The organism is Thalassomonas sp. RHCl1, assembly GCF_947387555.1.
Classification (GTDB): domain Bacteria; phylum Pseudomonadota; class Gammaproteobacteria; order Enterobacterales; family Alteromonadaceae; genus Thalassomonas.
Genome location: NZ_CANDNZ010000001.1, coordinates 1,338,105 through 1,355,588 on the forward strand (window position 1 = coordinate 1,338,105; position 17,484 = coordinate 1,355,588).

Consider the following 17,484-nt stretch of genomic DNA (forward strand, 5'->3'; position numbering starts at 1 on the left):
TCTAAAATGAGTAAGTCTATTTTCCAGCCGAAAGTGCTGGCAGTTTGTTTAAGTGCATTGATTTCACAAGCGGCGATTGCAGCAGATGCTGCGGTAACGCAACCAACCAAACTTGCTGATTCGTCTATTCAGGTTATCGGCGGCGATGATACTTTTGCCCGCGACTGGATGGTATCTATCGGTTGGAGTTTTTATGATCACTGGTGTGGTGGCAGCCTGATTGATTCACAATGGGTAATGACTGCGGCGCACTGTGTTGACGGCGGTAAAACTCCGGGACAGTTCACTCTGCAAATTGGTGCCCGTGACACCAGCAACAGCAATGACGGTGTAACCGTTGGCGCTTCTGAAATTCATATTCATCCAAGCTGGAGCAGCAATGCCATTGTTAACGACATTGCTTTGATTAAGCTTGATACTCCGGTGAACAACAACACTATCGGCTTTACTACCGGTTCTACCGGCGATATTGCTACTTTAATCGGTTGGGGTGATACCAGCCACGGTAATGGCCAGTATCCAGATATTCTGCAAGCAGTTGAACTGCCTGTAATTTCGCCAAGCACATGTGACAGCATTTGGGGTCAGTACGGCGTAAACATTCCTTCTACCCAGCTTTGTGCCAGCACAAACACTGAAAGCTCATGTAGCGGCGACAGCGGCGGCCCGCTTTTCGTTAACGAAAATGGCCAGGACAAGCAAATTGGTGTGGTGAGCTACGGTTATACTGCTTCATGTACCAGTAGCGTAGCGCCTAGCGTATTCACTCGTGTTTCCAGCTACACCGACTGGATTGACAGTGTTATGAATGACGGTGGCGTGGTAACGCCGGGTGATGGTCTGGAAGAAACCAACATTAATATTCGCCGCAGAGCAACCAATACTTATACGGTTGACATTCCAGCAGGTACTACAAGCTTCACCATCAATACCAGTGGTGGCACCGGTGATGCTGACCTGTTCGTAGGTCACTCTTCATCTTCTTCGTACGCTTGTACTTCTGAAGGAAGCAGCAACACGGAATCTTGTACTATTTCTAACCCTTCAGCGGGTACCTGGAATATTGAAGTGTATGCTTACAGCCGAGTTCGTGGTTTAACTTTAACTGCTAACTGGAACTAATTTGTAATCACTGATTGTATTACAAATGAAACAATCCCACTTTTAGCTGAGATGACTCACTCAGGCTGAAAGTGGGATTTTTACGTTTTGCCTGAAATAAACTGCCAAACGGGCGATCTTTTGACGCTTATCAACACTTGTTGTTTGCCTGTGCCTTATAGTGATGCTGGTATTTTAGACGCGCTAATGAGAGTGATGGCAAATGAAGAAAAAAAGTATATTACAAAAAGTCTCGATATTTTTTGGTATCACCAGCTTTACAGGTGCCTTTGTCAGCCTTATTTGGCTGCTGCTAACGAAAGAGGGGGCATCCCAGGAATATGTTGCAAGTATGGCGGCGCTGTCTTTTGTTTGCTTTGCCGGTGGCGTGGTGTTTATGACCATGGGCACGGCGAACCTGCCTAATTTAACGCCGGGTGAGTAAGTGCCGGGGCGAGTTTTATTCTCTATAGTCAAACAGCCCGCTTACATTGCCTGACGGTTTAGCTGCTGATAATAGCTTAACGTGATGCGAAAGACGTTAAGCTGAGCAGAAGCCTTGTTTATTGCCGGGCACTTGATTAATTTCATTATCTTTTTTATAAACAAGTCATTTACTTGCCAAAGTTTGCGGTTATTACTGCGGCCATGAGACAGATAAATGGAATTGCTATTACATAATGTGATCATACCGATGTTGTTAATCGGCGGCGCTTTATTAAAGTTGGGCGGTTTGCTGGGGGAGTCGGAAGCGAGAATACTGTACTTAGCAATCGATAAAACTGCCGCTAACCCGGAAAAGTCAAAAATAGACCATGTACTCGGTAAGTGCTTTGATGGCTGTTTTGCCAGCGATAAAGGGGCGTTTGCATTTATCCTTCATGTCTTTTTCATTACGCTGGTATCTTTGCTCATTTCATTATCTTTTTATACCCTAAATAACAAGGGCTTGCTTGAACAGTTTGCTTCGGTAGGGTTTTTAAGGCAGTTTCTTTTTCAGGGCTTTCTGAGTGTTTATATTATTATTTTTTTAAGCTATTCATATTATCCCCGCTTGAAAAATAATTTTGATGTGACCAAGACAGACAGTATCAGCTATTTGTTATTTCAAGTGTTTTCGCTCAATGCCGCCTTGTTTGTTTTGCTAACCGTTTTTATTCATGTGGCTTTTTACAGCCTGGGGTGGAGCGGGCATAGTAGCCTCTTGTCTATTATCAACTCCATCTGGAGTGTGTTACTTCCTGCACTCAGTTTTAAAAGTTTGACGGGGATTTACTTCTACGCGGTTATGCTGAGCATATTCCCGGTTTTTTTGATGATATTTATAAGGCTATTGATATCTAGCGAAAGCTTATCTGGCAAATTAATGCCGTATCTTTATTGCCTGGGCTTTAAAGCTACGCCGCTAAGGGCAATTGTTATGCTGTTTACAGTATTTGTTGGCATGCTTAGCTTGTTGCTATCATTGATAGTTTTGGCTTTTACTGCAAATTAAAACCAGAGGCCAGGCCGCCATCAGGGGAGGCCCGGCATTATTGGTTTCAAACCATCTTTTGTTATTGTGCCAGAGCTTTTCTAAAAATGAGGTGTGAGCACGGTGGCAATTTTACTGCTTTTTAACGCGGCGTGTTGTCAGCCCTATGAGTGCCATGCATAGGAGCGCTAGAGTCGTTGGCTCCGGAACATTGGCCAGTTCACCCGCACTGGTATTGCCCTGAACTAATAGTAACTGGGTATGCGTACTGGCGATATTGGAAGAGTAGTGGGTAAAGTCATCATTGACATTATTGAGTATGTTGGATCTTTCATCCTGGTACCATGCTTGAACCGCATTGATGGCACCGCTATCTGCCTGGTAAAAACCAACGATAGACGGAGAACCTTTATAGTTGTAACTCAGGCCGGTAATGCTTTGATATTCTTTTAGTAAGTCATCAACGATAGAGTTTTGAGGTATGGTAAATACCGTATTGCCGTTAGTGGCCTGATATTCAGAGTTAACTTTAGAGAAGAATAATTCCTCCCATAACTCAGTTGCTTCATATTGGGTGGCCAGGCGCCAGCCTTCATATTCTCCTCCGGCGGCAATCAGTGTATCGAGACCTTGATAATCGATACCTGTGATAGAGCCAAAATCGAGCCATTTAAGTTCGTAACCGGGGAGATCTAAGGTGAAAGCTCCGCCATCATTTCCTGAAACATCGGCATTGATCAAGCCTGCATAAGTATTATTGGCTAAACAAAGTAGGGAGAAAATTAATGCCGTTAGTGACTTATTAATTAAAGTATTTTTCATTAAAACATCCTTTGAAAATTTAAGGTTTAAGCAAGAACGGGGCAGGCAAGAGTTACGCCATAAAAACGTCAATTTTCTGGGCAGTCATACTGATGGGGGAGTCATAGTTATTTGAGTGGAGGACTCTGATGGCTGAACCTTTAATCTCCTCTCTTTTAGTGCTGTATAGCATGGCCTCTAATGAAGCTTATCTGAAAAATTAATGCGCAATCTTAATGGTTTAAGGTTTAAGCCTAAGCCGTTCATGGCTGGGTAAGCCTCCCATTTTGACTTAAATTCATCAGTACATACTGAGCGTATTGGCTGTCAAATTTACTCATCTGACTTTAATTGTCCGCTGTATATTAACGCCAAACAAAATATAACTCCTTATTTTTCAGTTGGTTGCTTTTTTGTTTATATAAATGATAACAAAATCGAAACTTTTCTCCACAAAGTGGTACTCATTACAAAACATAAAATGAGTAAAAACATGAACTACACAGACAGTAACTTAATCGATCAATGGTTAAATACCATTGGTAAACAATTTAACGCCACTTTTAAATTAGACAGCAACCACAAGTGCTTTATCGGTACTTCAGAGGTAGCACTGACTATCTATGCTAGCCCGCTGCACGAGCACGTATACCTTACTGCTAACTTGTGTGAGCGAGTGGAAGCATTATCAATAGACACCTTAAGGTTTGTTTTAACCGCTAATTTGTTTCTGGAAGAAACCAAAGGCATGGCTATTGCCATTGACCCTATTGCCAATGGCCTGGTACTGAGTCAGCGCTGCCTGATCCAGTCACTGAACTTTGAATCATTTCAGCAGCAAATTAATTCAGTGATTGTTACTGCCAACCATATTCAGTCATTGCTGCAAGCCCATGACAATGGCGACCAAGCCATGGAAATGTCTATGGCTAATAACGGCATCAACGCAATTAACGCTATTCGAATTTAATCTGTATCGGAGAAAACTATGGAAACAACAGCCCCAAAAGCCCCTCAACTAACGCCAATGGATCCGGCTTTGGTAGGGGGTCTTCCCAAAGTGGAAGAAGCACCAATAAAACATCTCACCGCGACCTTAGCAATGTGCCCGTCAAATAGAACCAGTGAACCTCCTCGAAATGCTTCGGGTGTACCTGATGAGCAATTTGGCCGACCGGTAGAGCTGACAGCAGAGGATTTAGATCTTCATGTACAGCCTACAATAAAGGGCAGAATCATTGATCAATTTGTTAAGGTTCATGGCGCAGCTGAACTGGCGAGACCAGTCGACGAAGGCATGGCCGAGGGTACTGAACATGCCCGCGAACACATGCAGTCTTGGAAAGATGCCAGTGGTAGAATGAAGACAAATATGCAACATCTACATGGTGTTGTAGACTTGCTCCAAGAATTTAGTGGTCATGATGCCCCTAGTGCAAGAAGCATGGCGCCCACCCGTGAAACTATGCAGGAGTTTAGAGAGGCCGGCAGGACCCGACCCGAGCAGTTCCCGGGTACTTCAACTACTCTTCCTATGCATGAAGCGGGTACTAGTTTGTCTGACGACAGGAAAATTAATGCTTTTGAAACAAAAAACCTATTGATTTTCAACTTTGATCAGCAAGACTGTAAACGTGCCGTTATCCACTGTCACGGCGGCCAACTGCATCCATATCAGTCTGTCACTGATTGGGGCTCTCCGGGGGATTGGCTGAAGCCTGGGGGTGTAGAGATACCGGAAGATACAACGATGACAATACTTGCCCCACACGGTAAGAAGCTTCAAGCACCTCTATATTTAGCGCTCAGCAATGACCTTGATCGCCTGGGGGTGATCTCAGAGCACGGTTCAACTGTTGCTCAAAATCACCCTGAAGTAAGCACACGTGAGTTAACAGGGCTAGAGGACAGTGGTTCGAATCAAGGAAAAGTTGCAAACTACAACTTATCCCACGCCAAAGAAGATGGGGTTATAAAGGGCATGCAGCGTCATGTTGAGAACTCAGAGTCAAAGCATGACACACCATTATCTGATGTGATCGCTTTAAAAGAAGATAGCGAGATAGATCTTAATACCTTATTAAAAGAGCTGGCACAGGCAGGCATTCATTACGATGAGGTAGTGGTGCTTTTCTGTCGTAACGACAGCGAAGTGTCGTCAGGGCCAAGCTATAGTCCCGCACAAATGCAGAGTGCTTCAAAGCCAGTTCATGAGCCATTGGAACCTATGAGGAATGAAGCTATCGCTGATACTCCGAGATCAATTTTAAGCGCTTTAACGCAAGGTGGAGTTATGGGTTAATCTCTATCAATAAAAAACTGTGTAAAATTGCCGATAAACAGGAAAGGGGAAATACTAATGTTTCCCTTTTTTATTTCGGAGATCTGAAAAAAGGGCTGGATTTGTTTTTTGCATTGCAATTGCTCAAGGCACATGCGAGTAAGAATCGGATACAGAGACCTTTTGTATCTATTAGTCATTCGCTTTTTTTAACAAAGTAACTGAATACAATTCAATGCTAGTTAAACAATCTGTAGCTGTTTTATTGCTAAGTAAGGTACAAGGCAGGCTTGTTTGCAATTAGCAGTTGCTGCGCAAATATCAGGACGCAGCAGCTGCTTTTCTCCATTAAAGTTTCACTAAGATTTCGCTACCGGCTCGGGGGAAGCCGGGTTTGGCGTGAGCACCAATTTATCCTGATTGGCGGTAACTGTGACTTTTTGCCCAACGCTAAAACCGGCCTGAGTGAGCCACTTGCCTCTTAAGACAATATAAGGCTCTAAGGTTACCGGCACATAATTAAGGCCTACCCCGCGGGTTTTGGCGGCGTTCTCACATATGGTTTCCAATACCGTAAGTTGGCGGGTTGCGGGATATTTTACTTTTGCCGAGCGAGGCTCTGACCTATGATTAGATTCAGCCATGGCGGACTCCACGTTAGTTCGTTGTGGTTAGCAATCTCTGGGTGTGGGAGCACTCAGGGGTTGCGGTTGTTGCTTCGCATAGTATTGCGGTGTGCTTTGAATATACTGGGGTGGGGCGCTCCTTTGTTAATTAGAGGCACCTTTAAGGAAAGACTAATTTGCTGGATAAAGCAACAGTGGTTGGGGTGTTTATTAGATTAATAACTTCAATAAACGGGAGTTGATATTCTATTTGTTTGTTGATGGCTGAGGCTGTTAAATAGAGGGCTTTAGAGTCACTGGTTTTAAGTGTTCTCTCTACGTGTCAGCCAAGAGTAGGTCTTGTTCTTAATAATCATTAGTTCTGCTTCAAAGCCTGTCTGGCTGCTTTATTTAAGCGGCCTATAGTGACGGTAAAAACCCAGCGGATAAATTTTTCAGTAAACTCGATGGTGATATGGGCACCTTTGCCTGCAAACACCAGCATATGTCCGAGTAAACCTTTGACTTGCTCTTTAAGCTTGTCGGCGACTTTCACGATATCTACCAAGGTTCTGGCCATGATGTCGTATACCGTGCCTATTGCGGTCCCTGCGGCCTGTAAACTTGCGATAATCGCCGCAGCGCCGCCATCTATCAGTACTGTCATTAAGGCTGCGGCAATTTTATCAGCCCAATGGGTTGAGTAGGTGGTTTGTATACGGTTTTGGTAATTTAGTACCACCCGCTGGCTTAGTGATGCTGCTGCCTGCTGGTATAAATTTTCCCAGCCGTTGCGATTGGCTGTGTGGATATAGCCAGGGCCTGCCGCCATAGAGTGAGCGTTATGGTCCATACCCTGGGCACGTGATAATAAGTATTCATTGCCGTTTAATGGCGCATGATAAAACGGCCAAACTGGCACTTTAGGCACAGGATCGGCACCATGAACACAACGGAATATTTTATCTACCCGGGTACTTGAGCTAGTGGCAAAGTCTTTTTTACCCACGCGTGGTGCACCAAAGGTATATAAATAGACTGTTTTATCAAATTCGGCTTTGATCCAGTCGGCGGTTAGAGATGCCAGGGCACCGCCTAAACTATGGCCGACACAATGGATAATACCTTGCTTTCGGCGGTTCTCTATCTGATTCAGATAGGAATACAACCCAGGACGCATCGAAGCAAAGCAGCTTTGAAAACCAGTATGTACCGACTTTCCGGTGTAGCTGTTGGTGCTGTGACAGGTAACATCGGTGAGCGCATCGGCTAAAGTATGGGTACCTCTGATGGCAATAACCTGATCTTTGGCATGTTCTCGACTTATCCCCTGACCGATTAGAGCAAAGCCCGTTTCTTGTCGCCAAAAAAATCCGCCGGAAGTACCTTTGTATACATGTTTGGATAAGTCAAAATTAAAATGTTGTCGGGTTTCGGCTTTTAGATCTAATTTAACGCCTTTAGCTACTGGGCCAATAATGTCATATGATGCTAAGGCTAAATTTGATGCGACGCGAGGGGAAATGGCAGGCATATTTTATCCTTAAAATATTTGGTATATCCGTTACCCGTTATTTTATTTCTTCATAGGAAGAAATAAGCTCATTGTTATAATAGGTTGAGATTAGCTCTCCTTGCCAGTGACAGATTGAAATAACTACTTGAGCTGGAATACCGCCGTAGTCAGTAGCGTTTATTTCGTGTTGGACTTCTTTGTCTTGTAAATCACAGTTAAGTTGTACTAATAACTCAGATAAAGGTTTAATAGAGTTCCAGGTTTTATGTGCAGACCATAGTGAATATAGCTGTTCCCCGCGCTCAACATAAACCGCTTGTGCAATGCGCATGTTTTGACCAAATAAATCTCCCGGCAAACGTGATTTCACCATGAGCGCCTTAAATGAAAAGCGACCGTCCGCGTCTGTTAGGGTATGCTCCAGCTGCTCTTTTCCCTTTTGATAGCCTTTATAAGTAAGGCTACGTGCCACTTGCATACCCACTACTGGCTTGCCACCATCTGTAATACGGCCGCGTACCTCAGGAGACATTTCCACCTGATAACGTTTAAATATGCCAAACATGGCTTGCACCTCCTGTGGCTGAATAAATAGTATGATTGAAAAGAAGACGATAACGCTGATAACAATACTGATACCAAGCGGTAATTTACGGGGTGAAAGCCTGCTTTTTATTGAAGCGCTTAGCTTTTTAAATATCATCATAAGAAGAAATGAGCTCATTGTTATAGTAAGTTGATATTAAGTCTCCCTGCCAATGGCAGATTGAACCAACTACCTGCTCAGGTATTCCTCCATAATCTGTTGTATTTATTTGATGTTTAACTTTTTTATCTTGTAAATCGCAATTAAGTTGCAGCATTAAATCAGACAGGGGTTGAATAGCATTCCAAGTTTTATGGGTAGACCAGAGATGATAAATAGTTTCACCGCGTTTCACATAAACAACCTGCCAAATAAGCATATTTTGACCAAAAAGATCTCCTGGCTGGCGTGATTTGATTACTAATGGCTTAAAAGAAAACTGACCATTAGCATCAGTTGTTGCATGCTCTACTTGCTCTTTACCTTTTTGATAGCCCTCATAAGCAAGCTTACGAATTACTTTCATATCCACTACAGGGCTGCCACCATCTGTGATACGGCCACGTACCTCAGGGGACATTTCTACCTGATAACTTTTGAATATGCCAAACATGGCTTGCACCTCCTGTGGTTGGAAAAATATCACGAGTGAAAATATGAAAATAAAGCTGATAACAAGACCTATACCAAGCGTATATTTGCGGGAATGCGCTTCTCCCTTTATAGATTTATCTTGCCTTTTAAATTTCATCATAGGAAGAAATAAGCTCATTGTTATAGTAAGTGGAAATTAACTCTCCTTGCCAATGGCAGATAGAAGTTACGCTTTGACGTGGTAAACCACCGTAGTTAGTAGCATTAATGAGGTGTTGAACTTCTTTATCTTGTAAATCACAGTTAAGTTGCAGCATTAAATCAGCTAGCGGCTGAATAGATTTCCAAGATTTACTGGTAGACCAAAGGGAGAATAGCTGCTCATCGCGTTCGACATAAACAGCTTGCAGAACGGGTAAGTTTTGGCCAAATATGCCGCCCGGTTTCCGGGATTTCACCACCATTGGTTTGAATGAAAAGCGGCCATTGGTATCTGTTGTGGTATGTTCTAGTTGCTCTTTGCCATTTTGATAGCCCTCATAAAGTAGGGTACGTGCTACTTGTATACCTGCTACTGGCTCTCCGCCATCAGTGATTCTGCCACGCACCTCAGGGGACATTTCTACCTGATAACGCTTAAACATGTTAAACATACCTCGCACTTCCTGTGGTTGAATGAAGATCACGTATAAAAAGCAAGCAATTATAGCTATAGCAAGCTGACATTTTCGGGAATGAATTAAAGCATTAATCAGAGAAGTATGTTTTTTATGTTTTAAGAGTTTTAACAAAGAACATCCTCCATGATGCTGCTGTGTGCAAAACTATTTGCTTGTTAAGTAGACAGTTTATTGGTTTTATCAGTTTATTCAAGGTGTGATTAAATGAATTGATTCAATGACTTTGAAAGAGCTGAATAAGTGATAAATATGGAAGATATTTATATTGTTTTGTTCGTATATGCCTTTGGAGCTCGTATTGCAAAAAATAAGACCAGACCTGACGGATTAGAGGTGATTGTTTGATATTAAATCTAAAGGTCTAAAAATAAACTCATAAAAGAAAAAATAACGGCAAGGAGCCAGGCGGCATACCATCTTCGTATAACTTCTCTTTTTACTGTATATTCATTTCTATAATCCTCGTTAATGTTAAGTTTCGTTGATGCTTCCTCTGGTTCTCTAATTAATTCATTTATAATAAAAAAAGTCGATAATAGGTAGCAGGAAATAGCAAAAACTAAAGGTATATTGAATGGTATTTTTGAAATTTTTACTAAAAGTAGAAATACAGATAAAGAAGCTGAAGAAACACCGAAAAAAAAAGTAAATAGGCTGCAAAACCGATTGCTTGATTCGGTTATTTCTTTTTTAAACCACTCTTTAACGGCATCTAGTCGTTCACTTGTTGATAAATGAAACTTATCTTCTGGCATAGGGCCCTTATTCATCAACATATCCGCCACAATATGGAAAGTTCTCGCATTTTATCGCGGAGGAAGATTGTCTCATTTTTAAGAGTTTATGGCTTAACCCGAAACGTCTTTTACCGCTCTTACCTGTTTTTTTCAGTTTGCGGTAAGTCGGGTTATTCTTACATTTTTCACATAATGCCATGATGGTTCCTTGACACTGTTGATGCCATTTATTCTTTTACACAAAAACCTCTCCCTTTAAATTATTAATTAGGTTTTAGATAACAACTATTTTTTAGCGATTAAAAGATCAACTAATAACTGTAGATTAGATTATTTGAACAAGCAATAATAGCTTCGAAAAGCGTATGGGCATGTATCAAATTATCCAAGTGACACATTGATGGAAAGTGTCTTATATTGGATTATGTGTAATTAGTGCAAGATCTGACCCCTCGAGGTGATAGGTGCTTTCAACAATTGATAGTACTATTTATTAAAGTTTTCTTTGGTAACTAATCCTCAAAAATCATATGTTTAGGTAGGTTTTGGTAAGCTTGTTTTGCTTATAATTTATTAGAAGATTTTCAATCTCATGGAGGGCTACTGTTGAGCGAGTATGATTGGATGAGAAAAAATTGGTTGGGTTTATTCGGTCTTATAGTTGGTTTTGTCGGTTTAATTAGCTCATATTATTTTTACGCTCAATCTGTGAAAGAACGTGAACCAATGTTTATAGAAGAACTGTTGAGAACAGTGGTTGTTGAAGCAGATTCATTGCGAGATTTTCCTTTAAAAATAGTAAATAGAGATGGAAAACCTGTCGAAAAAGATCTTACTTCTTTTAGAGTGTATTTTTGGAATAACGGAAAAGAACCCATTAAGAGTTCTGATATTTTGAAACCAATAGAGTTTTTTCTAGATTCTAGTGAAGCTGAAATAATTGATATTAAAATTATTTCAGCTTCAAGAAAAGATATCATCAATCCTGTAGTACAGCTGAAAGATAAAAATAGAGTGAGTTTACACTTTGACATTTTAGAGCAAGCTGATGGATTTTCATTGCAAGTGTTATATGCTGGCTCACCAAAAGTTCCACTAAAGTTAAATGGCGTTATTGAAGGGGTTAAATATATTCAAACTAATGGAAATCTAGCTTCAAATTATTATAACGTGATTTATTTACAAGCGATTTTGCCTGCGGTTTTTACTGTAATATTTTTGTTTTGGTTTGTTCGTAAATTGAGGTTGGCTGCTAAAGATGATTTAGCGCCTGATATAGTAATACACAAGAATCCTTCCATTTTAGGTGTGGATGAATCAGGCAAGTCTATAAAACTTATTAAGTTTGTTGAAAAGAACTTACGCCCATTACTACCAAAGCTATTTTTTGGAATGGTGATGTTGTTGGTATTACTATCTATGTATGCTGAGCGGCAAGTAAAGATAGAGAAAGAAATAAATAACAATATATTTGATTCTGTACCAACAGCAATACGAACAATTGCTCCTGTTAAATAGTTTACAACCTGACGGGACTAGGTCTTGTCTTTTTATATTTCTGATGGGAAATGAAGCCGGGCATTTAAAAACTGATACGGCATAAATCAGTTTTTAGATGTCACATTTTTCCCATAGAAATTAATAATAGCTTGGAGCTTTATAACTTTATGGACAAGGGCCTGCAATAGTCGCAATTAATTCACCATTGTGATAATAATGGTGATCACAGGTTTGACTTCCGCCGCCTCCGCCGAAATTCCCTGTGTCGCCCGTTACAGGAATATTACCGAACCGTGGATTAAGGCTGCCGCCAGTGGAGCCGCTACCGCCACTACCTGAACCACTGCCTGAGAGGACAACAGTTTTTGGAATGGCTTTATCAAGCGCTTCACCTAAACACTTCGTTATTTCGGAAGGTTGAGTGACTCCCTGCTTTAACTGATTAAGCGTTAATCCTGCAAAAACCGTCTTAATAGGATTTAATTCCAAACTTATGCCGTGTTTATTTGAGCTTAATGTGTACACGACTTGCGTTTGTTCACTTTGTGAATCACCGATTGGTACATCGGTATTTCCTTCAAATCGGTTATAAACATATTTGCTTTTCGGGCCTACCACCCAGGAGCCGCCAAGGGTAAAGCCGTCCTTACTGACACCTACATTTAATCCGGTTATGGTGGTAGATTTAAAGTCCGATTCTAAACTTGGATTGGCTTCTAGTATTTCATTTGCTCGAATTTCAATAGCAGACTTAATGCTAACAGATGTGGCTGCTTTTACGGCTTGAACTTCCCGGCTATTATCGCACTGATTATTATTGTCATCGGATTGAATACCGACCTGGTTTTTAAATTTACTCGCAGATGCAGTATAACTGTTTTGGGAGCTGTTAATTTCTTCGGTAAGCTGTTCAGCTACTTGGTGTAAAGCTTCATCGGCATCCAATATACCATTTGCAAGATATATGACTTTCTCTGGGATCGACTCCATATCTCGTACAAAAGTCACTAAGTCCATATCTGACATACCTTGGTTGTCATGGCCGTTATAAAATCCATATATAGCCCGAGTAACTGAATTTATTACCAATATTTTGTTAGTACTGGAATAACAGCTTTGCTGTTCGGGGCCGGCATTGCTGTTGAGGGTACAGTCTTTTTGGGGTTCTAATTTCTTGGCTATCGCCAATGCTTCGCTATAGCTACAATCACCGCAAATCCGAGTTTCATAGTAAGTGTTGCTAGCTGCAGAAGAGGGAGAGGCCCACATAGCTGAGGATAATAAGCCAATAATTGGCAAGAGAACTTTTTCCATTAAAGTTATACTTCCTTATAAAATTGAATTTATTGCTATCCATAGCCCACCATACTTTAACAGGGAGTATGGATAAGCGGGCGTAAATTATCACCCTATAAGAGAAAAAACAATCTTGTAATCATTACACGAGATTACAGTACAAACGTCAAACTGATTGAGAAGGTTTTTTGCATTGTTGTCGGAGTGCTACTGCTCAAAGAGGGAGAGAGTTAATAGGTTCTAAATTTAACGAGGCCAACCATTCAGGCAATTGGTAGGCATGCCTAAATCCTGGATTTCCAGCTTGATATCCTCAACATAATCGGGTTTTTCCGCACTGGCTTTATCTAGCCAATACAGGGCTTCGGCATTATCTTTATTGCACGAATAATAGGTGCCGAGCCAGATTAACCCATCCACATCTTCTAATTCCGCTGATTTTTCAAAATAATGAAAAGCCTGTGTTGGGTTGCGCCACTGTACCAGTCTGCCAAGATTGTAATAAGCTTCGCCATCTTGGGTTTGCTCGGCCACAAAAAGTAGTAACTCTTTGGCTTGTCTCAGGTTTATCTGTATTTCTCCGAATGAAACGATACTATATTGGTAATGGCCAATCTCAAGCGAGCGTGCCAGTGCTTTGATTTCCGCGGTGGGTAGCTGTTGGTAGTTTTGAATTTTTTCTTTGGCAAATGCCTGGATCTCTTGTTCGGATTTTCTGATACCGCCAAAAGCGAAAGTTACCTGGTAGTTTCTCAGCTTTGCTATTTCGTCGAGATAAACCTTGTGGAGATCAGCATGAAAAAGTGCTAGCAGGCTGGGAATACAACCACCATTTTTTTCAATGAAGGCATTGGCAACCCCTTGGTTATTGAGGGTTTGCAGTTCTACATCACCAAATATGGTGACAAACTCAGTAAAGGTGATATTGGCTTTTTTTCTGAGGAGGAAGTCTATTTCGTTAACTTGCAGTTTGCTCAGGGCGTACTTTGTTTCGCACTTTGTATCTAATTGCTGGGTTATCTGCCGGTAAGTATTTAAAGCCGCTATGGTTTCTGCGTAGGACTTTATTAAGGCATCATTCGCCAAGGTGGGTAGTGACAGTAACGACAGAGCAAGGGAGAATATTGTGGCTGATATTTTCATTTTGACTCTCTTAGGACAACTTAAGGTCACAAAATAAAAAGCCCCCTATAACCTGTTGGTTATAAGGGGCGATATTTGGTGGAGCGGGGGGGAGTCGAACCCCCGTCCGAAAAGCCTACATCCTCGGTACTACATGCTTAGTCGATTATTTATTTAACCAATTAGACGCCAATCGACAGGCTTCGTCATGGTGAGCTCAATACTATTTCGCGGTTCAGCCTTGAGCAAGCTTCCCTCGCTAACCTACTTGGGGTGACCATCAGCATCTCAAGGCAATAGGTGAACCTATGAGAGGATGGCTAGCCTTAGGCGGCTAGTGCGAACGTTTCGTCGTTTGCAATTATAGTTTTGCGGCTTTTTACCAGGCCAACCGCCCCTGGGCATGCACCTTGGGTTTCGTGAATCTCGTCGAATCCTGAATCCGCCCCAAAGCATGGTAGTCGTTAAATGTTTGCTTAGAGAAAACCTTTAACTGAGACTATTTTAACTCTATTTTTAACGATTTACAACGCGAGTTAAAAACCGTCAATTTATGTTTGTTTACTGAACGTATTGCGCTTTTTCTATTCTTTATCCGGTAATAGTGCTAGCGTTTGTCGTGTTTCATTAAACGTTCTTTGCTGCGTGCCCAGTCTCTGTCTTTAATGTCGGCGCGCTTATCGTGCAGTTTTTTACCGCGGCCAACGCAGAATTCCAGTTTTACCCAGCAGGCTTTCCAGTACATGGCGGTGGCGATCAGCGACATACCGTCGCGTTCTACCAAACCGGCCAGTTTGTCCAGCTGCTTGCGGTTTAACAGCAGTTTGCGATCACGTACCGGGTCGCAAACCACATGGGAAGAGGCGGCATTTAACGGCTGAATTTCGGCCCCCAGTAAATAGGCTTCGCCGTTTTTGATGAATACATAGCAGTCTGAGATATTGACCTTACCGGTACGGATGCTTTTTACTTCCCAGCCCTGCAGGCTCATACCCGCTTCGAACTTTTCGCCCAGGGTATATTCGTGACGCGCTTTTTTGTTCAGCGCTATGGTATTACTACCTTGTTTCGATGATTTTTTTTTCTTTGCCATAATGGCGGTCATTATACGGAGAATTTTGTGCTTTACTACCTGTTTTCCAAGATGCAAAAGGGAAAATTTGTAAAATAATTGAAACTTTGATGTCAAAGGTGAGCTTTTCTGTCAGCTTTGCTATTATAGCGGCATTGAAACAAGGGGGTGAAATGCCAGCAATAAGCCGTAGTGCCTTAGTGATGCACAGTGTTGAGGATATGTACAGCCTCATAAATGATGTTTTAGCGTACCCGAGCTTTTTACCGGATTGCAGCGACAGTAAAATTATCTCGCAAGATGAACATTCTATGACCGCCGCTTTACTGGTGTCTAAGGGCGGGTTGAAGAAGTGGTTCACCACAAAAAATACCCTGACAAGTAACAAGCAGGTAGAGTTAAACCTGGTAGACGGCCCCTTTAAAAAACTGGTGGGCAGCTGGCAGTTAACCGCGTTGTCGGATGACGCCTGTAAGGTGAATTTAGAACTTGAATATGAGTTTTCCAGTAAAATGTTTGATCTTGCTTTTGGCCGGGTGTTTAACCACCTGGTAAATAATATGGTGCAGGCGTTTACCAACCGGGCAAAAGAGGTGTACGGCAATAATGTCTGAAAAAGATGTAGAAGCAACGAAATCTGAGGCTGATGAAGCAGCCTATGTTGAACAAATCCAGATTGAAGTGGTTTACGGTTTATCCCACAAGCAGGAATTGATCACTGTGATGGTGGATGAAGGCACTACGGTTGAGCAGGCGATTATCGCCTCGGGTATTACCGAGCTTTTTGACGATATCGAGCTGGGGAAAAATAAAGTCGGTATCTGGAACCGGGCGGCGAAATATACCGATGTCCTGGCAGATTTAGATCGCATTGAAATTTACCGTCCGCTGATTGCCGATCCGAAAGAGGTCCGCAAACGCCGGGCTGAAAAGGCAGTGGAAGAGGGCCGGGCTAATAAAGTGACCGGCGGCAGACCGGTAAAACTCGGCGCTAAAGGCGACAAATAAGTAGAAAGCTTTTTAACGAATATGAAGAAGCGGGTCAGCAATGGCCCGCTTTTTTTATATTCAAGGAAGTATGGTATGTCACGATCACACGGCAGTGATGAAGTGACTCTTGCCGTCATGTAAGCTCAATATAAGCTTCAATAATATTTAACCCTTTCAGACCTCCTTCATTCTAAAGCCCTGCTATCTTCATTTTGTTCGCCGAACCTTTGCTTATTCTGGCGGCTGTGGTGTACCTTTAGGCTATAAATTATTGTTTTGGCTTTAAAATGGGGATTTGTAATGTATGAGCTCTTTATTAGTACCTTCGTGACCTTTTTTGTGGTGATCGACCCCTTAGGCATAGCCCCGGTTTTTGCGGTGATGACCGACGGTGCCAGCAGTGCCTTTAAGCGTAAAATGATCCTCAAATCTGTGATCACCGGCACCATTATCCTGTTGCTCTTTGCCTTTGTCGGTAACGGTTTGTTGAAGGCCTTGGGCATTTCCATGATGGCGTTTAAAACCGCCGGCGGCATCTTGTTGTTTATGATCGCCCTGGAAATGGTGTTTGAAATGCGCACTGAACGCCGTGAAAAGAAAAGTGAGGCTTTCACCCATGAGCATGAGCAGGAAGCCGAGGCAGGGCAAGCGGCAAAAGCATCAGAGCCGGTGACTTACCCGGATGAAGAATTTGACGATATTTCCATTTTCCCCATGGCCATTCCTTTTATTGCCGGGCCCGGCAGTATTGCCACCATTATGCTGTTGATGAGCCATTATCCGGGACAGTTCGAGTTTCAGTCTGTGGTGATCGGCGCCATGCTGGTGGCCTTGATCTCTACTGTGGTGATTTTATTTGCCGCTAGTAAAATTATCGGCATGCTCGGGCAAACGGTGGCCAATGCTATTACCCGGATATTAGGGGTCTTGCTGGCGGCGATGGCTACCCAGTATATTTTCGACGGTATTCAGGGCACCTTCTTTTCAGCCGGACAGTTAAGTTAAGGTTATAACCGGGTACATGAGATAAGTAACCCGCCAGGTGCGGCCAATCGGCTTGCATTGTCAGACAAAATCAGTGAACCTTGGGGTCTTTTTTGAACCTGAACATTTTTAACCTGAATTCGGT

19 protein-coding genes and 1 other RNA gene are annotated in these 17,484 nt (G+C 42.3%); 9 read left to right on the forward strand and 11 right to left on the reverse strand.

Translation table 11 applies throughout. The features are described from left to right. Window positions 1-6: 6 nt before the first annotated feature. The 3 genes from QL234_RS05835 (at window position 7) to QL234_RS05845 (ending at window position 2,596) form a co-directional block, all read left to right on the forward strand. Window positions 7-1,122 carry a trypsin-like serine protease gene (locus QL234_RS05835; protein ID WP_281556886.1) on the forward strand — a complete coding sequence of 372 codons (1,116 nt, stop codon included), beginning with the start codon at window positions 7-9 and terminating at the stop codon, window positions 1,120-1,122. A 202-nt stretch (window positions 1,123-1,324) separates the two neighbouring features. Further along, complete coding sequence (locus QL234_RS05840) at window positions 1,325-1,546, forward strand: hypothetical protein (RefSeq protein WP_281556887.1); 222 nt, start codon at window positions 1,325-1,327, stop codon at window positions 1,544-1,546. 216 nt (window positions 1,547-1,762) lie between these two features. Beyond that, window positions 1,763-2,596, forward strand: coding sequence for a hypothetical protein (locus QL234_RS05845; RefSeq protein ID WP_281556888.1), 834 nt, complete (start codon window positions 1,763-1,765; stop codon window positions 2,594-2,596). 111 nt (window positions 2,597-2,707) lie between these two features. Here QL234_RS05845 and QL234_RS05850 read toward each other — a convergent pair whose 3' ends face one another. Continuing rightward, on the reverse strand, window positions 2,708-3,397 hold the full coding sequence (locus QL234_RS05850) for a PEP-CTERM sorting domain-containing protein (RefSeq protein WP_281556889.1): 690 nt from the start codon (window positions 3,395-3,397) through the stop codon (window positions 2,708-2,710). 472 nt (window positions 3,398-3,869) lie between these two features. Between QL234_RS05850 and QL234_RS05855 the strand changes: the two genes are divergently transcribed. After that, complete coding sequence (locus QL234_RS05855; RefSeq protein WP_281556890.1) at window positions 3,870-4,346, forward strand: CesT family type III secretion system chaperone; 477 nt, start codon at window positions 3,870-3,872, stop codon at window positions 4,344-4,346. An 18-nt stretch (window positions 4,347-4,364) separates the two neighbouring features. Further along, complete coding sequence (locus QL234_RS05860) at window positions 4,365-5,678, forward strand: putative adhesin (RefSeq protein WP_281556891.1); 1,314 nt, start codon at window positions 4,365-4,367, stop codon at window positions 5,676-5,678. 338 nt (window positions 5,679-6,016) lie between these two features. On the opposite strand, the gene QL234_RS05865 is transcribed toward QL234_RS05860, so the two are convergent. The 6 genes from QL234_RS05865 to QL234_RS05890 all read right to left on the reverse strand — a co-directional run bounded on the left by QL234_RS05865 (window position 6,017) and on the right by QL234_RS05890 (window position 10,408). Beyond that, on the reverse strand, window positions 6,017-6,301 hold the full coding sequence (locus QL234_RS05865) for a SymE family type I addiction module toxin (protein ID WP_281556892.1): 285 nt from the start codon (window positions 6,299-6,301) through the stop codon (window positions 6,017-6,019). Window positions 6,302-6,638: 337 nt separating this feature from the next. Continuing rightward, complete coding sequence (locus QL234_RS05870; protein WP_281556893.1) at window positions 6,639-7,796, reverse strand: lipase family protein; 1,158 nt, start codon at window positions 7,794-7,796, stop codon at window positions 6,639-6,641. A 37-nt stretch (window positions 7,797-7,833) separates the two neighbouring features. Continuing rightward, the gene (locus QL234_RS05875; protein ID WP_281556894.1) at window positions 7,834-8,484 is read right to left on the reverse strand and encodes a carboxypeptidase-like regulatory domain-containing protein; all 651 of its coding nucleotides are present in this window, start codon (window positions 8,482-8,484) and stop codon (window positions 7,834-7,836) included. After that, on the reverse strand, window positions 8,471-9,118 hold the full coding sequence (locus tag QL234_RS05880; RefSeq protein WP_281556895.1) for a DUF6795 domain-containing protein: 648 nt from the start codon (window positions 9,116-9,118) through the stop codon (window positions 8,471-8,473). The genes QL234_RS05875 and QL234_RS05880 overlap by 14 nt, the downstream gene beginning before the upstream one ends. After that, window positions 9,105-9,749, reverse strand: a complete 645-nt coding sequence (locus QL234_RS05885) for a carboxypeptidase-like regulatory domain-containing protein (RefSeq protein WP_281556896.1) — start codon at window positions 9,747-9,749, stop codon at window positions 9,105-9,107. Before QL234_RS05885 ends, QL234_RS05880 begins: the two co-directional genes overlap by 14 nt. Before the next feature lie 242 nt (window positions 9,750-9,991). Further along, complete coding sequence (locus QL234_RS05890; RefSeq protein ID WP_281556897.1) at window positions 9,992-10,408, reverse strand: hypothetical protein; 417 nt, start codon at window positions 10,406-10,408, stop codon at window positions 9,992-9,994. A 573-nt stretch (window positions 10,409-10,981) separates the two neighbouring features. Here QL234_RS05890 and QL234_RS05895 point away from each other — a divergent pair. Further along, window positions 10,982-11,893, forward strand: a complete 912-nt coding sequence (locus tag QL234_RS05895) for a hypothetical protein (RefSeq protein WP_281556898.1) — start codon at window positions 10,982-10,984, stop codon at window positions 11,891-11,893. Between the two features lie 147 nt (window positions 11,894-12,040). Here QL234_RS05895 and QL234_RS05900 read toward each other — a convergent pair whose 3' ends face one another. From QL234_RS05900 to smpB, 4 genes are all read right to left on the reverse strand, one after another. Beyond that, the gene (locus QL234_RS05900; protein ID WP_281556899.1) at window positions 12,041-13,189 is read right to left on the reverse strand and encodes a hypothetical protein; all 1,149 of its coding nucleotides are present in this window, start codon (window positions 13,187-13,189) and stop codon (window positions 12,041-12,043) included. 228 nt (window positions 13,190-13,417) lie between these two features. After that, window positions 13,418-14,314, reverse strand: a complete 897-nt coding sequence (locus QL234_RS05905) for a hypothetical protein (protein WP_281556900.1) — start codon at window positions 14,312-14,314, stop codon at window positions 13,418-13,420. A 76-nt stretch (window positions 14,315-14,390) separates the two neighbouring features. After that, window positions 14,391-14,742: a transfer-messenger RNA gene (gene ssrA, locus QL234_RS05910) on the reverse strand. 158 nt (window positions 14,743-14,900) lie between these two features. Continuing rightward, on the reverse strand, window positions 14,901-15,386 hold the full coding sequence (smpB, locus tag QL234_RS05915) for an SsrA-binding protein SmpB (RefSeq protein WP_044832565.1): 486 nt from the start codon (window positions 15,384-15,386) through the stop codon (window positions 14,901-14,903). A 152-nt stretch (window positions 15,387-15,538) separates the two neighbouring features. Between smpB and QL234_RS05920 the strand changes: the two genes are divergently transcribed. From QL234_RS05920 to QL234_RS05930, 3 genes are all read left to right on the forward strand, one after another. Then, window positions 15,539-15,979: a type II toxin-antitoxin system RatA family toxin gene (locus tag QL234_RS05920; protein ID WP_281556901.1), complete on the forward strand. Its 441-nt coding sequence runs from the start codon at window positions 15,539-15,541 to the stop codon at window positions 15,977-15,979. Beyond that, on the forward strand, window positions 15,972-16,373 hold the full coding sequence (locus QL234_RS05925) for an RnfH family protein (protein WP_281556902.1): 402 nt from the start codon (window positions 15,972-15,974) through the stop codon (window positions 16,371-16,373). Before QL234_RS05920 ends, QL234_RS05925 begins: the two co-directional genes overlap by 8 nt. A 282-nt stretch (window positions 16,374-16,655) precedes the next feature. After that, window positions 16,656-17,360: a MarC family protein gene (locus QL234_RS05930; protein WP_281556903.1), complete on the forward strand. Its 705-nt coding sequence runs from the start codon at window positions 16,656-16,658 to the stop codon at window positions 17,358-17,360. Window positions 17,361-17,484 lie beyond the last annotated feature (124 nt).

Excerpts from the sequence above, each read along its gene's own strand:
- QL234_RS05835 (WP_281556886.1), top strand. The coding sequence starts at position 7 with ATGAGTAAGTCTATTTTCCAGCCGAAAGTGCTGGCAGTTTGTTTAAGT.
- smpB (WP_044832565.1), bottom strand. The coding sequence starts at position 15,386 with ATGGCAAAGAAAAAAAAATCATCGAAACAAGGTAGTAATACCATAGCG.
- QL234_RS05890 (WP_281556897.1), bottom strand. The coding sequence starts at position 10,408 with ATGAATAAGGGCCCTATGCCAGAAGATAAGTTTCATTTATCAACAAGT.
- QL234_RS05875 (WP_281556894.1), bottom strand. The coding sequence starts at position 8,484 with ATGATGATATTTAAAAAGCTAAGCGCTTCAATAAAAAGCAGGCTTTCA.
- QL234_RS05860 (WP_281556891.1), top strand. The coding sequence starts at position 4,365 with ATGGAAACAACAGCCCCAAAAGCCCCTCAACTAACGCCAATGGATCCG.
- QL234_RS05920 (WP_281556901.1), top strand. The coding sequence starts at position 15,539 with ATGCCAGCAATAAGCCGTAGTGCCTTAGTGATGCACAGTGTTGAGGAT.
- QL234_RS05930 (WP_281556903.1), top strand. The coding sequence starts at position 16,656 with ATGTATGAGCTCTTTATTAGTACCTTCGTGACCTTTTTTGTGGTGATC.
- QL234_RS05925 (WP_281556902.1), top strand. The coding sequence starts at position 15,972 with ATGTCTGAAAAAGATGTAGAAGCAACGAAATCTGAGGCTGATGAAGCA.
- QL234_RS05880 (WP_281556895.1), bottom strand. The coding sequence starts at position 9,118 with ATGATGAAATTTAAAAGGCAAGATAAATCTATAAAGGGAGAAGCGCAT.
- QL234_RS05900 (WP_281556899.1), bottom strand. The coding sequence starts at position 13,189 with ATGGAAAAAGTTCTCTTGCCAATTATTGGCTTATTATCCTCAGCTATG.
- QL234_RS05845 (WP_281556888.1), top strand. The coding sequence starts at position 1,763 with ATGGAATTGCTATTACATAATGTGATCATACCGATGTTGTTAATCGGC.
- QL234_RS05870 (WP_281556893.1), bottom strand. The coding sequence starts at position 7,796 with ATGCCTGCCATTTCCCCTCGCGTCGCATCAAATTTAGCCTTAGCATCA.
- QL234_RS05855 (WP_281556890.1), top strand. The coding sequence starts at position 3,870 with ATGAACTACACAGACAGTAACTTAATCGATCAATGGTTAAATACCATT.
- QL234_RS05905 (WP_281556900.1), bottom strand. The coding sequence starts at position 14,314 with ATGAAAATATCAGCCACAATATTCTCCCTTGCTCTGTCGTTACTGTCA.
- QL234_RS05850 (WP_281556889.1), bottom strand. The coding sequence starts at position 3,397 with ATGAAAAATACTTTAATTAATAAGTCACTAACGGCATTAATTTTCTCC.
- QL234_RS05840 (WP_281556887.1), top strand. The coding sequence starts at position 1,325 with ATGAAGAAAAAAAGTATATTACAAAAAGTCTCGATATTTTTTGGTATC.
- QL234_RS05865 (WP_281556892.1), bottom strand. The coding sequence starts at position 6,301 with ATGGCTGAATCTAATCATAGGTCAGAGCCTCGCTCGGCAAAAGTAAAA.